The organism is Paramesorhizobium salinisoli (genome assembly GCF_003335045.1).
Taxonomy (GTDB): domain Bacteria; phylum Pseudomonadota; class Alphaproteobacteria; order Rhizobiales; family Rhizobiaceae; genus Paramesorhizobium; species Paramesorhizobium salinisoli.
In genome coordinates this window covers 502,028-515,047 of record NZ_QOZG01000003.1, presented here as the reverse complement: position 1 = coordinate 515,047, position 13,020 = coordinate 502,028, and the positions used below count along the sequence as shown (strand labels likewise).

Here is a 13,020-nt window from a genome sequence, read left to right as displayed (position 1 = left end):
GTCAGCCTTTCTTTTTCCTGGGCTTGCCGGCCTTGGCCTTTTCCGCCGTCTTCGAAATCGCAGGCTTCTGCGCCAATTTCGATAGGCGTTTGGTGTAGTCCTTGTAGAGCGTCCCGGCGCCCCAGCCCTTGCCCTTGTTCTGGCGTGACAGGGCTTCCATGATGGCGACCAGATTGTCGTCCCGGATGCGTTCGAGCTCGCGGATGGAGAGGCCATGCGCCTGCTCGTCGGACTGGTCGGCGATCTTGTCTACCAGTTCGTCCGTCAGTTCCGGCACATCCATCAGCTTGGTCCACGGCCATGACAGGCAGGGGCCGAACTGTGCCATGAAGTGACGCATGCCCGCTTCGCCGCCGGCGACACGATAGACCTGGAACATGCCCATCTGCGCCCAGCGTATGCCGAAGGAATAGCGCATGATATCATCGAGTTCCTCGACCGTGGTGATGTCGTCCTTGATCAGCCACAACGCCTCGCGCCATACCGCTTCCAGAAGCCGGTCGCCGACGAAGGCCTCGATCTCCTTGCGGATCACCACCGGCTTCATGCCGATCGAGGCATAAAGCGCATGCGCTCGTTCGACGGCTTCGCTGGAGGTGAGCTTGCCGCCGACGATCTCGACGAGCGGCAGGAGATAGACCGGGTTATAGGGGTGACCGACGACCAAGCGCTCGGGATGCTGCATGGCGGTCTGCATCTGCGAGGGGAGGATGCCCGAGGTAGACGAGCCGACAATCGCATCGGCTGCCGCGTGCCGGTCGATTTCTGCCAGCACCTTGTGCTTGAGATCGAGCCGTTCCGGCACGCTTTCCTGAATGAAATCAGCGCCCGCGACCGCTTCGGCAATGGTTTTGGCGAAAGTGAGCTTTCCCTCGCGGGGCAGGCCGTCCGGCAGCATGGCCTTATAGGCGCGGCGGGCGTTTTTCATCACCTCGCTCACCTTGCGCTCCGCTTCCGGGTCAGGGTCGAAGATCGAGACGTCGATACCGTTGAGGAGGAGGCGGGCGACCCAGCCGGCACCGATGACACCGCCGCCGATGGCTGCGGCCTTGCGAATTTTCACCATGATGATCTCACATTGTCCTACCAGCGCTTCGTCAGTTTCATGCGGGCGCGGACCTCGTCCGGCCCCAGGATCTTCGCGCCCATGCCCTCGGCAATCCTGACGGCGCGTTCGACCAGCGGCCCGTTGGTGGCGAGAACGCCCTTGTCGAGCCAGAGATTGTCTTCGAGCCCGACGCGGATATTGCCGCCGGCCAGCACCGCCATCGCCGCATAGGGCATCTGGTTGCGGCCGATGGAGAAGGCCGAGAACGTCCAGTTGGCGGGCAGATTGCTGGTCAGCGCAAGGAGCGTGGTGATATCGTCCGGCGCTCCCCAGGGGATGCCCATGCAGAGCTGCACCATGACGGGATCGTCCAGCAGGCCCTGATCGTAAAGCCATTTGGCAAGGACGAGATGGCCGGTGTCGAAAATCTCGACTTCCGGGCGCACGCCCAATGCCTGGATCTGCGCCGCCATGGCTTTCAGCATGGCGGGCGTATTGGTCATGACATAGTCGCCCTCGCCGAAGTTCATCGTGCCGCAATCGAGCGTGCAGATTTCAGGCAAAAGCTTCGCCACATGCTCCAGACGCTCGGTCGCGCCCACCATGTCGGTGCCATCGGGGGATGGCGGCAGCGGCTTTTCGACATTGCCCAGCGTCAGGTCGCCGCCCATGCCGGCGGTGAGGTTCAGCACCATGTCGACGCCGGATGCCTTGATATGCTCCACGACTTCAGCATAGAGCGCCACGTCCCGCGCGCCTTTGCCGGTCTCAGGGTTGCGGACATGGATATGCGCGATGGCCGCACCGGCATTGGCGGCGGCGATGCACTCATCGGCGATCTGGCGCGGCGTCACCGGGACCTTGTCGGAACGGCCGGTCGTATCGCCCGCGCCGGTGACGGCGCAGGTAATGAACACCTCGCGATTGGGGGTCAATCCCATTGCTGTTCTCCCTTTATTTTGTTGTCCCGATCATGCCCGGATTGTCAGGCCATGATTTGCGATATACGAATTGCAATTGATGAATAGCGAAGCCTCGCCACTCTTTATGCCTGACGCAAAAGCGCTTGAGGTGACCGTGCTGGTCTTCTCCGGCGCGTCGCTGATGTGCGTCGCCTCGACGATCGATCCCATGCGCGCGGCCAACCGCGTTTCCGGCGGCACGCTGTTTAAATGGAGGATCGTTTCGCTCGACGGCAAACCTGCCATCACGACATGCGGCCTGCCGATTGCCGTATCCGGTTCATTCGACGCATCAGAAAAGGCGGATATGCTGCTGGTTGTCGGCGGTTTTGGAACGTCCGAAATTGCGCGCACGACTTTCACCGCCAATCTGCGCCGGGCCGTCCACAATTACCGGATGATCGGCGGCATCGAGGCTGGCTCCTGGCTGCTTGGCCGCGCCGGGCTTCTCTCGGGGCGGAAGGCAACGACCCATTGGGAGGACATGGAGGAATTCACCGCCGCATTTCCCGATACCGACGTGCGGCCCGACCGCTATGTCATCGACGGGCCGGTATTCACCAGCGGCGGCGCGTCACCGACCTTCGATCTGATGCTGCACCTGATCCGCTCGCGCGTCGGCATGTCCGTGGCCCTCGATGTGGCGAGCGTGTTCATCTATGACGAGGCTCATGCCTCCAGCGATGCGCAGCCGCTGGTCTCGCTCGGGCGGCTCGACGACGTGCACCCGAAACTGGCGGAGGCAATCCGGCTGATGGAACGCCATATCGATGCGCCGCTCACCGTCGGGGCCATTGCGAAACGCTGCGGGCTCAGTGCGCGCAGCCTCGAAAAGATATTCCTGAAAGCGGTCGGCGAGGGGCCGGGGCGCTATTATCTGCGCCTGCGGCTGAAAGTGGCGCGGCGGCTGGTCACCGATACGCGGTCGCCGCTCGCCGATATCGCGGCGAGGACGGGGTTTTCCTCCGCTGCCGCCTTCACCCGCACGTTCAGACATTTCGAGGGCAGGCCGCCCAGTGCGATCAGGGCCGCCCATCGCTAGTTCAACAAAAAATCCAACAAGGAGCACGGCATGCCAGAGGGTGAATTGTACCGTTCCGCACCGATCGCCATCGAGAAGGAATGGATCGACTATAATGGCCATCTGAATATGGCCTACTACAATGTCGTGTTCGATCGCGGCGGCGATGAGTTCCTGGCCGAGCTCGGCTTCGGCCCGTCCTATGCGGCCGAGCGCAAGCTGACCATCTACACGGCCGAAGTCCATATCTGCTATGTCAGGGAATTGCATCTGGACGACGCCGTGACTGTGACGAGCCAGCTCATCGATTTCGACGAAAAGCGCCTGCATACCTATAATGAGATCATCCACCGGGACGGCTGGGTGGCGGCGACCGCGGAAGTCCTGTCGCTGCATATCGACATGAGCGGACCGAAGGTCAGCCCGTTTCCGGCCGACATTCGGCCGAAGCTTGAATTCTACCGGGATGCCCATTCGAAGCTGCCGATGCCGACGCGGGTTGGGCGAGCGATCGGCATCAGGAAGAAGTAGTCCCAGCAAACTGCTCGACCAGCCAGCGCTCGAACTGCCGGATACGCGTCTCGTTGACGCGTTCCCTGCGGCAGATGAAGTACCATGCGCCGGGCTGGGGAATTTTCGCCTCGAAAGGCGCCATAAGCCGGCCGGCCCGAAGATCGTCTGCGACGAGAAAATCGGGCGCAACGGCGAGCCCCTGGCCGTCAAGAGCGGCCTGAAGGGCGGCCAGATAGGTATCGAATTTCAGCGTGATCGCCCGGTTCGTATCGCCAATGCCAGCGCCCTCCAGCCATGTGCTCCAGTCCTCGGGCGCGGTGTAGAGGGAAAGACGCGGCACCCTGGCGAGCGCCGCGGTGCCGGTTTCCCCATCCATGCGCGCCGCGACCGCCGGGCTGCATACGGGAAACATCTCCGCCTTGGTGATCAGCCGATAGTGCAGGTTCAGCCGCTCCGGGCGGGTGGTGTGGATGATGCCGATATCGGAACTGTCAATGTTGAGTTCCCAGTCGAACTGGCTGGTGCCGATGCGGATGGCGAGGCTCGGATTGATCCGCCGGAAATCAGGGAGTCGCGGGATCAGCCAGCGGATCGCGAAAGTCGGATAGGTCTCGAGTGCGAGATCGTCCGTCGTGCCGATCCGGTTGATCAGCGCCGTACCCCTGGCGATCTTTTCAAAGGCGTCGTGCATATAGGGATAATAGAGCGTGCCGGCATCCGTCAGCGACACGCCGCGCGGCAGGCGCTCGAACAGCTTGACGCCGAGGATGCTCTCCAGTTCCGCGATGCGGTGGCTGATGGCGGATTGGGTCACGCCCAGCTCGTCACCGGCGAGACGGAAGCTCAGGAGCCGGGCCGATGCCTCGAAGGCCCTCAGGGAGCCGAGCGGCGGTATGCGATGCCTCATGGCGGCAGGTTCCTGTTGAAACGCAGGGGTGAGGATAATTCATGTCTGCCTGAATAACCATCGCTTGAACGCGGCTCAATGCGGAATCATTCTAATCTCTGCCGCATGAGACGGCGGGGAACACTCCATCAGCAAGTCATGGGCCATCAGCAAGTCATGGGCCATCAGCAAGTCATGGGCCATCAGCAACAGATGGCCATTTGCAAGAGGCGAGAATGAGAGCGGAACAGACATTGGCCGACAACGCGCCCGCTCCGGACAGGATCGACCAGCTCATCGCTGCGCATCGTCCCGGCCACGGACTTGTCCGCGCCTTCTACACCGATCCCGATATTTATGCCCGCGACATGGAGCGGGTTTTCCGCCGCCATTGGCATTGCATCGGGCATGCGAGCATTATTCCCAATTCGGGCGATTTCGAATTGTTCAAGATCGACAGCGAGGCGATCATCGTTTCGCGTACCGAGGATGGATCGGTCCATGCCTTCCTCAATGTCTGCCGGCACCGGGGTGCGGAGGTCTGCACCAAGCCAAAGGGCAATGCCCGTTTCTTCGTCTGCCCCTACCATGCCTGGACCTATGCCAATGACGGCAGGCTGCATGCAGCGCGACTGATGCCGAAGGAATTCGACCGCAGCGCGCACGGGCTGAAAAAGCTGCATGTGCGGGTGGCGGAAGGGCTGATCTTCATCTGCTTTGCCGATGAGCCGCTGGATTTCTCCATCGTGGAGCAATCACTGCGCACCACCTGCGGCCAATATGGCTGGGGGGAAGCGAAGGTGGCGCATCGCGAGACCTATCCGGTCGATGCCAACTGGAAGCTCGCCGTTGAAAATTATGTCGAGTGCTACCATTGCGGGCCGGCGCATCCGGAATATTCGCAGACCCATGCACTGGAGCAACCGCTTGAAAAGATCGCCGAACTGAACGCCAGGATGGAGCAGCGAACCTGCGCGCTCGGTCTCGATATCGCCACGGGCGACCATTGGCAGAATTCGGCCGGGGGGCGCGAGGCGATCCATACGTTCCGCTATGCGCTTTATGACGGGGTTTCGAGCGGTAGCGAGGATGGGTCGCCGGTCGGGCCGCTGATGGGGCGCTTCCAGGCATTTGACGGCGGGGTGACCTCCATTCATCTCGGGGGCACCAGCTTCCTCGTCTGCTACCCCGATCACGGCATGATCTACCGCTTCATCCCGAAGAACGTCGAGACATGCGAGATGGAGCTCATCTGGCTGGTGCGCGGCGATGCGGAGGAGGGCCGGGATTACGATCTGGAAAAGCTGACCTGGCTCTGGAAGGTCACCACGGCGGAGGACAAGACCATCATCGAGCACACGGCCCGCGGGGTCCGCTCGCATTATTTCGTGCCGGGTCCGATCGCGCCAATGGAGCAGAATGAGCTGCGGTATATCCAGTGGTATCTCGATGAGATCTCGCGGTCCTGACCTGAATCTCAACGCATCCCAGGCGGGTCGGGTAGAGCAAAAAGAAGAACATGAGGGGACTGTGAATGTCTGAATTCCCAACGTCGGCGCGCGTCGTCATCATTGGCGGTGGAGCGGTCGGCGTTTCATCGCTCTACCACCTCGCCAAGGCCGGGTGGACGGATTGCGTTCTGCTTGAAAAGAACGAACTGACCTCGGGCTCCACATGGCACGCCGCCGGCAATGTGCCGACCTTTTCCGCCTCGTGGTCGGTCATGAACATGCAGCGTTATTCGGCGGAGCTTTACCGCAGGCTGGCGGATGAAGTCGATTATCCCATGAACTATCACGTCACCGGCTCGCTGCGGCTTGCCCATGGTAGGGAGCGGATGCGCGAGTTCGAGCGGGTCAAGGGGATGGGCCGCTACCAGGGGATGGACATCGATGTTCTCGGCGCGGACGATATCAAGGGATATTATCCGTTCCTCGCCACGCATGATCTTGCCGGTGCGCTCTACGATCCGAACGATGGCGATATCGATCCGGCGCAGTTGACGCAGGCGCTCGCCAAGGGCGCGCGCGACCTGGGCGCCAGGATCATCCGGTTCTGTCCCGTTACCGACGCGCGGCGCGAAAACGGGGAATGGGTGATCTCGACGCCGCAGGGCGAGATCCGCTGTGAATATGTGGTCAATGCCGGCGGATATCGCGCGCAGGAGATCGGCAGCCTGTTCGGGCGGCAGGTGCCCATGATGGTGATGAGCCATCAATATCTGCTTTTCGACGATATCCCCGAGATCGTCGCCTGGTCGCGGGAGAGGGGGCATAAGCTGCCGCTCCTGCGCGATGTGGATTCCTCCTATTATCTCCGGCAGGAAAAGAACGGCATGAATCTCGGCCCTTATGAGCGCAACTGCCGGGCGCATTGGGCGACCGCCGATGATCCGATGCCGGAGGATTTCTCATTCCAGCTCTTCCCCGACGATCTGGAGCGGCTCGAATGGTATCTAAACGACGCCATCGCCCGCGTGCCGATCCTTGGGACAGCAGGCCTTTCCAAGGTCATCAACGGCCCGATACCCTATGCGCCTGACGGCAATCCGCTGATCGGGCCGATGCCGGGCGTTCCCAATGCGTTCGAGGCCTGCGTCTTCACCTTCGGCATCGCCCAGGCGGGCGGCGCGGGTAAGGTGCTCGCCGAATGGGTGACGGAAGGGGCGACGGAATGGGACATGTGGTCCTGCGATCCGCGCCGCTTCACCGCATTCGCTTCCGATCCTGATTATTGCGTTGCCAAGGGAATGGAGGTATACGGCCACGAATATGCCATCCATTTTCCGCGTCACACATGGCCGGCGGGGCGCAACAGGAAGCTTTCGCCGGTCCACGATCGTATCGCGGCGCTTGGCGGCCAGTTCGGCGTCTATAATGGCTGGGAGCGGGCGAACTGGTATGCGGGGCCCGGCGACGATATTTCGGAAGAGGCAACGCAGACCTTCGCCCGAAGCGGGCCGTGGCTAGAGCGTATCCGCGAGGAATGCCACGCGGTGCGCGATGCCGTGGGCATTCTCGATTTGCCCGGCTTTTCGCGTTTCAGGGTGGAGGGCGAAGGCGCGCGGAATTGGCTGGGTGGGTTGATCACGGGTCTCGTACCGAAGCCGGGACGCATCGGTCTTGCCTATTTCGCCGACGAGAAGGGGCGCGTCGTCACCGAGATGTCCATCATGGCGGTCGAGGAAAATTTGTTTTACCTCGTCACTGCCGGCGTTGCCGAATGGCATGATCTGGAATGGCTACGGAAGCATCTGCCGGAGGGCAGCGCGATCGATATCAGTAATGTCACCGACCAGTTTTCCTGTCAGATCGTCACGGGGCCGAAGGCGCGGGATCTTTTCCGCGACATCTGCGATACGGATCTGGAAAAGTCCTGGCTGTCGCACCAGGCAACGCAAATCGCCGGGCGGGATTGCAGGCTGGTGCGTGTGTCCTTTGCAGGCGAACTCGGCTGGGAGGTGCACAGCGCAAATACCGATACGGCTGCGATCTTCGACGCGGTGTGGGATGCGGGGCAGAAATATGGCCTCAAAGCCTTCGGGATGTTCGCGCTCGACTCGCTCCGGCTCGAAAAGGGTTATCGCGCCTGGAAGGGCGATCTTTCGACCGACTACACGCCGCTGCAAAGCGGTCTTGATCGCTTCATCAAATGGGAAAAGCCTGACTTTCTCGGCAAATCCGCTCTGCAACGCGAAAAGCAGCAGGGTGTGAAGAAACGTTTCGTGACGCTTACGGTCGAGGCCGGCGATTGCGACGCGCCGTATATGTCGACGCTCTGGCACAAGGGCGACATTGTCGGCGAGACGACATCGGGCGGCTGGGGGCACCGGATCGACAAATCCATCGCACTCGGCATGCTGAAGACGGAACTGACGGAACCCGGCACCGAGATCGAAATCGAGATATTCGGCGAGCGCTTCAAGGCGACGGTGCATCCGGATCAGCCGCTGTGGGATCCGAAGAACGAAAGAATTCGCGCATGAGCTTTCTTCCGGCCAAGGCCAGAGCCGTCATCATCGGAGGCGGCATTTCGGGCTGTTCCGTTGCCTATCACCTCGCCAAGCTCGGCTGGACGAATATCGTCCTCCTGGAGCGCAAGCAACTGACCTCGGGCACAACGTGGCATGCGGCGGGGCTCATCGGCCAGTTGCGCGCTTCACAGAACATGACGCGGCTCGCCAAATATTCAGCCGACCTCTACGTCAAACTCGAGGCCGAGACCGGCGTCGCCACGGGGATGCGGCAGGTGGGTTCGATCACGGTGGCGCTGACCGAGGAGCGCAAGCACGAGATCTACCGGCAGGCTTCGCTGGCGCGGGCGTTCGATGTCGATGTCAGGGAGATATCGCCTCGCGAAGTCAAGGAGATGTATCCGCATCTTGATATCCAGGATGTAGTCGGGGCCGTGCATCTGCCGCTCGATGGCCAGTGCGACCCCGCTAATATCGCCATGGCGCTGGCGAAGGGCGCGCGGCAGCGTGGCGCGAAGATCGTCGAGGGCGTCAAAGTCACCGAGGTTCTGAAGAAAAACGGTCGTGTTTCGGGCGTTTCATGGTCGAAAGGCGAGGAAAACGGCACGATCGAGACCGATGTCGTGGTCAATTGCGCCGGCATGTGGGCGCGCGATCTTGCCGCCATGTCAGGCGTCACGGTGCCGCTTCATGCGTGCGAGCATTTTTATCTCGTGACTGAAGCCATCGAGGGGCTGGGCCGCCTGCCGGTGCTGCGGGTGCCGGACGAATGCGCCTATTACAAGGAGGATGCCGGCAAGATGATGCTCGGCGCCTTCGAGCCGGTGGCCAAGCCATGGGGCATGAACGGCATTTCCGAGGATTTCTGCTTCGACCAGTTGCCGGAGGATTTCGAGCATTTCGAGCCGATCCTGGAGATGGCGGTCAAGCGCATGCCGATGCTCGCCACCGCCGGCATCCATACCTTCTTCAACGGTCCTGAGAGCTTTACGCCCGACGATCGTTATTATCTCGGCGAAGCGCCGGAACTCGGCGGCTACTGGGTCGCAGCCGGCTATAATTCCATCGGCATTGTCTCTTCCGGCGGCGCGGGCATGGCGCTGGCGCAATGGATTCATGACGGAGAGTCGCCTTTCGATCTCTGGGAGGTGGATATCCGCCGCGCCCAGCCTTTCCAGAAGAACCGGCTTTATCTCAAGGAGCGTGTCTCCGAGACGCTCGGGCTGCTCTATGCCGATCATTTTCCCTACCGGCAGATGGCGACGTCGCGCAATATCCGCCGCTCGCCGCTGCATGAGCATCTGAAAGCCCGCGGCGCGGTGTTCGGCGAGGTGGCGGGATGGGAACGCGCCAACTGGTTTGCCAATGAAGGGCAGGAGCGCGAATACCGCTATTCCTGGAAGCGTCAGAACTGGTTCGGCAATCAGCGCGAAGAGCATCTTGCGGTGCGCAACGGCGTCGGCCTGTTCGACATGACGTCCTTCGGCAAGATCCGCATCGAGGGGCGCGATGCGGCTTCATTCCTGCAAAGGCTTTGCGCCAACCAGATCGATGTAGAGCCGGGCCGCATCGTCTATACGCAGATGCTGAACCACCGCGGCGGCATCGAGAGTGACCTGACCGTCACGCGCCTATCGGAAACTGCCTTCCTCGCCGTCGTTCCCGGTGCGACGCTGCAACGTGACCTTGCCTGGATGCGCGGACATCTGGGGGATGAATTCGTCGTGATCACCGATGTCACGGCGGGGGAATCAGTGCTCTGCCTGATGGGGCCGAAATCCCGAGCGCTGATCCAAAAAATCAGCCCGAACGATTTTTCCAACGCGGTCCATCCGTTCGGAACGGCGCGCGAGATCGAAATCGGCATGGGGCTTGCCCGGGCGCACCGCGTGACCTATGTCGGCGAGCTCGGTTGGGAGCTTTACGTCTCCACCGACCAGGCGGCGCATGTCTTCGAGGCCATCGAGACGGCGGGGCAGGGTATGGGGCTGAAGCTTTGCGGCCTGCACACGCTCGATTCCTGCCGAATCGAGAAGGCCTTCCGGCATTTTGGCCACGACATCACCGATGAGGATCACGTTCTTGAGGCAGGCCTTGGCTTTGCCGTGAAAACTGACAAGGGCGATTTCATCGGCCGCGACGCGGTGTTGAAGAGGAAGGAAGCCGGGCTTGACCGGCGGCTGGTCCAGTTCCGTCTGTCCGATCCGGAGCCGCTGCTCTTCCACAATGAAGCCATCGTGCGCGACGGGCGGATTGTCGGAACCATCACCTCGGGCAATTACGGCCATCACCTCGGCGGCGCGATCGGCCTTGGCTATGTCGCCTGCAAGGGCGAGAGCGCGGAGGAGATTCTGGGGTCGGATTATGAGATTGAGATCGCGGGACGGCGGGTGAAGGCCGAGGCGTCGCTGAAACCGATGTATGATCCCAGGGCGGAGCGGGTGAGGGTGTAGTCAAAGCGAGCCGATTGAGGGGATTGCCTCCGCCTATGATGGTGGATGGTACGCCAATGCGGCGGTTTCGGGATAGAGCCGGTCGAAGAAGGGCAGGCATTGTGCGCCTTTGAGCGTCAGGAAGTCCTGAAAAGCCTTCATCGCCGGTGATATCGTCCGATCCGTCCTGGCGACCGAAAACCACTGCCGGCGGATTGGCATGCCGGTCACATCAAGGATGACGAGCCGTCCCATTTCAAGCTCCATCGCGATCGTGTGGGCGGAGATGAAGGCGATGCCGAGGCCGGCCATGACGGCCTGCTTGATGGTTTCGTTGGAGGACATCTCTGTTCCCAGATCGTCCAGCCTTCCCGGCAACTCGCTCAGGAAGATCTCTAGCGAAATGCGTGTGCCGGAACCCGATTCCCTGACCAGGAAATGCTCCTGCGCGATCCGTTCCTTGGTGATGTCCCGGCACTTGGCGAGCGGATGGTCGGGGGCGGCGATCATGACCAGGGGATGATCGCCGAAGACGGACGACCGCAGGGGGATATCCCTCGGCGGGCGCCCCATCAGGGCAATGTCCACCTCATGGTTCTTGAGGCTCGCTATCGTCTCCGCCCGGTTGCCGATGGCGAGCTTGATGGCGATATCGGGATGATCCTTGCCGAAGGTCGCCATCATGCGCGGCGCGAAATATTTGGCCGTCGATACGACCCCTAGTCTCAAGCTGCCGACCCTCAATCCCTTGATGGCGTCGATCTCGTCGTCGAGGAGGCGCAGCCTTTCCTGAATCATCTGGCCCGCATCGACAAAGGCGAGGCCGGCCGCTGTCGGCTTGAGGCCTTCATTGGTCCGGTCGAACAGAATGATGCCCGCATCCTCCTCGACCTGTTTCAGCTGGAGCGTGACGGCCGGCGGGGTCAGGCCCAACTCATTGGCCGCGCCGACAATGGTGCTGTGGCGAAGGATCGCCTGAATAGAATTCAACTGTCTCAAGGTCAGATTGCGCATATGGTCTAAGTTAGAGAAATTTACTGAAGTCGTAAATATAATAAATTTTACTTAAAGCACCCCATCTGTTTCCATCCTCCCACAGACCCGTCGAGGATGCGGGTCACGGGAGGGACACCATGATCACGGCGACACTTGACGCCTTTCTCGGTTCTTATGCGGGTGACGCCGACGGATTGCGCAGCGCCGTATCCGCTACTATTCGGCATTTGTCGTTAACCGCCGTCAAAATCCGTAACACGATCAATCAGGGCGCGCTCGGCAAGGCCTTCAACGGCAGCCACAGCGGCAGGAATGCCGATGGCGATGCCCAGAAGGATCTCGATGTCTTTGCCGACGACATGTTCCTGGAGGCCATGCGCCATGCGCCGATCGCGCTTTACGGTTCGGAGGAACTGGACCAGCCAGCGGTGCTCGATCCGCGCGCGGTGCTTGCCATTGCCATCGACCCGCTGGACGGGTCTTCCAATATCGATACGAATGTCTCGCTCGGGACCATCTTCTCCATCCTCCCAGTGGTTGGCGAACCGGTCAGCGAGCCTGGTGCCTCCTTCTACCAGGAAGGCAGGCATCAGCTCGCTGCCGGCTTTTTCATTTACGGGCCGCAGCTCGCTTTGGTGCTGACGGTCGGCAGCGGCACACATGTCTTCGTGTTTTCTACGCGGCTTGGAACCTTCGTTCAGGCCTATCCGGGAATCGCTATTGCGCCGCGCACGCAGGAGTTCGCCATCAACGCCGCCAATTACCGGCAGTGGGATGAAGCGGTCAGGCTTTATATCGATGATTGCCTGAAGGGAACCGAGGGCCCGCGCGCCAAGGATTTCAACATGCGCTGGATCGCTTCGCTGGTGGCCGAAGCCTATCGGATCCTGGTGCGCGGCGGCGTGTTTCTCTATCCCGGCGACAAGCGCAAGGGTTACGGCTCAGGGCGGATCAGGCTCGTCTATGAGGCCAATCCGATAGCCTTCCTCGTCGAGCAGGCGGGCGGTGCTGCGACCGATACGATCCATCGCATTCTCGATATCGTCCCACAGAACATGCACCAGCGGGTTCCGCTGGTCTTCGGATCGTCACGGGAAGTCGAGCGAATCGGACGTTACCACACGGAGCCCAGCAATATCGGCGAGCGCGCGCCGCTCTTCAGCAATCGCGGCCTGTTCAGGGCCTGAGG

10 protein-coding genes are annotated in these 13,020 nt (G+C 61.3%); 6 read left to right on the top strand and 4 right to left on the bottom strand.

The genetic code is table 11. From position 1 onward, the window contains the following. Position 1: 1 nt before the first annotated feature. Both DUT91_RS09455 and DUT91_RS09450 read right to left on the bottom strand, forming a co-directional pair. Complete coding sequence (locus DUT91_RS09455; RefSeq protein WP_114440102.1) at positions 2-1,066, bottom strand: carnitine 3-dehydrogenase; 1,065 nt, start codon at positions 1,064-1,066, stop codon at positions 2-4. Positions 1,067-1,083: 17 nt separating this feature from the next. Beyond that, the gene (locus DUT91_RS09450) at positions 1,084-1,989 is read right to left on the bottom strand and encodes a beta-keto acid cleavage family enzyme (RefSeq protein WP_114440101.1); all 906 of its coding nucleotides are present in this window, start codon (positions 1,987-1,989) and stop codon (positions 1,084-1,086) included. A 76-nt stretch (positions 1,990-2,065) separates the two neighbouring features. On the opposite strand from DUT91_RS09450, the gene DUT91_RS09445 reads away from it, so the two are divergent. Together DUT91_RS09445 and DUT91_RS09440 are read left to right on the top strand one after the other, a co-directional pair. Continuing rightward, positions 2,066-3,052 carry a GlxA family transcriptional regulator gene (locus DUT91_RS09445; RefSeq protein ID WP_425373768.1) on the top strand — a complete coding sequence of 329 codons (987 nt, stop codon included), beginning with the start codon at positions 2,066-2,068 and terminating at the stop codon, positions 3,050-3,052. A gap of 30 nt (positions 3,053-3,082) precedes the next feature. Next, the gene (locus DUT91_RS09440; RefSeq protein ID WP_114440099.1) at positions 3,083-3,562 is read left to right on the top strand and encodes a thioesterase family protein; all 480 of its coding nucleotides are present in this window, start codon (positions 3,083-3,085) and stop codon (positions 3,560-3,562) included. Here DUT91_RS09440 and DUT91_RS09435 read toward each other — a convergent pair. Next, positions 3,549-4,451, bottom strand: a complete 903-nt coding sequence (locus DUT91_RS09435) for a LysR substrate-binding domain-containing protein (protein ID WP_114440098.1) — start codon at positions 4,449-4,451, stop codon at positions 3,549-3,551. The genes DUT91_RS09440 and DUT91_RS09435 overlap by 14 nt on opposite strands. Before the next feature lie 215 nt (positions 4,452-4,666). Here DUT91_RS09435 and DUT91_RS09430 point away from each other — a divergent pair, with 215 nt between their 5' ends. The 3 genes from DUT91_RS09430 to DUT91_RS09420 all read left to right on the top strand — a co-directional run bounded on the left by DUT91_RS09430 (position 4,667) and on the right by DUT91_RS09420 (position 10,856). After that, on the top strand, positions 4,667-5,899 hold the full coding sequence (locus DUT91_RS09430) for an aromatic ring-hydroxylating oxygenase subunit alpha (protein ID WP_114440097.1): 1,233 nt from the start codon (positions 4,667-4,669) through the stop codon (positions 5,897-5,899). Positions 5,900-5,964: 65 nt separating this feature from the next. Continuing rightward, a complete protein-coding gene (locus DUT91_RS09425; protein WP_114440096.1) occupies positions 5,965-8,415 on the top strand; it encodes a GcvT family protein in 2,451 nt (816 codons plus the stop codon). Further along, complete coding sequence (locus DUT91_RS09420) at positions 8,412-10,856, top strand: GcvT family protein (protein ID WP_114440095.1); 2,445 nt, start codon at positions 8,412-8,414, stop codon at positions 10,854-10,856. Before DUT91_RS09425 ends, DUT91_RS09420 begins: the two co-directional genes overlap by 4 nt. Before the next feature lie 33 nt (positions 10,857-10,889). Here DUT91_RS09420 and DUT91_RS09415 read toward each other — a convergent pair whose 3' ends face one another. Continuing rightward, positions 10,890-11,849, bottom strand: coding sequence for a LysR family transcriptional regulator (locus DUT91_RS09415; protein ID WP_114440094.1), 960 nt, complete (start codon positions 11,847-11,849; stop codon positions 10,890-10,892). Positions 11,850-11,968: 119 nt separating this feature from the next. Here DUT91_RS09415 and DUT91_RS09410 point away from each other — a divergent pair, with 119 nt between their 5' ends. Continuing rightward, complete coding sequence (locus tag DUT91_RS09410) at positions 11,969-13,018, top strand: class 1 fructose-bisphosphatase (protein WP_114440093.1); 1,050 nt, start codon at positions 11,969-11,971, stop codon at positions 13,016-13,018. Positions 13,019-13,020: the final 2 nt, after the last annotated feature.

What these genes read in the sequence shown, in the direction of transcription:
- DUT91_RS09455 (WP_114440102.1), bottom strand. Translation starts at nt 1,066, where the DNA reads ATGGTGAAAATTCGCAAGGCCGCAGCCATCGGCGGCGGTGTCATCGGT.
- DUT91_RS09450 (WP_114440101.1), bottom strand. Translation starts at nt 1,989, where the DNA reads ATGGGATTGACCCCCAATCGCGAGGTGTTCATTACCTGCGCCGTCACC.
- DUT91_RS09440 (WP_114440099.1), top strand. Translation starts at nt 3,083, where the DNA reads ATGCCAGAGGGTGAATTGTACCGTTCCGCACCGATCGCCATCGAGAAG.
- DUT91_RS09435 (WP_114440098.1), bottom strand. Translation starts at nt 4,451, where the DNA reads ATGAGGCATCGCATACCGCCGCTCGGCTCCCTGAGGGCCTTCGAGGCA.
- DUT91_RS09430 (WP_114440097.1), top strand. Translation starts at nt 4,667, where the DNA reads ATGAGAGCGGAACAGACATTGGCCGACAACGCGCCCGCTCCGGACAGG.
- DUT91_RS09425 (WP_114440096.1), top strand. Translation starts at nt 5,965, where the DNA reads ATGTCTGAATTCCCAACGTCGGCGCGCGTCGTCATCATTGGCGGTGGA.
- DUT91_RS09420 (WP_114440095.1), top strand. Translation starts at nt 8,412, where the DNA reads ATGAGCTTTCTTCCGGCCAAGGCCAGAGCCGTCATCATCGGAGGCGGC.
- DUT91_RS09415 (WP_114440094.1), bottom strand. Translation starts at nt 11,849, where the DNA reads ATGCGCAATCTGACCTTGAGACAGTTGAATTCTATTCAGGCGATCCTT.
- DUT91_RS09410 (WP_114440093.1), top strand. Translation starts at nt 11,969, where the DNA reads ATGATCACGGCGACACTTGACGCCTTTCTCGGTTCTTATGCGGGTGAC.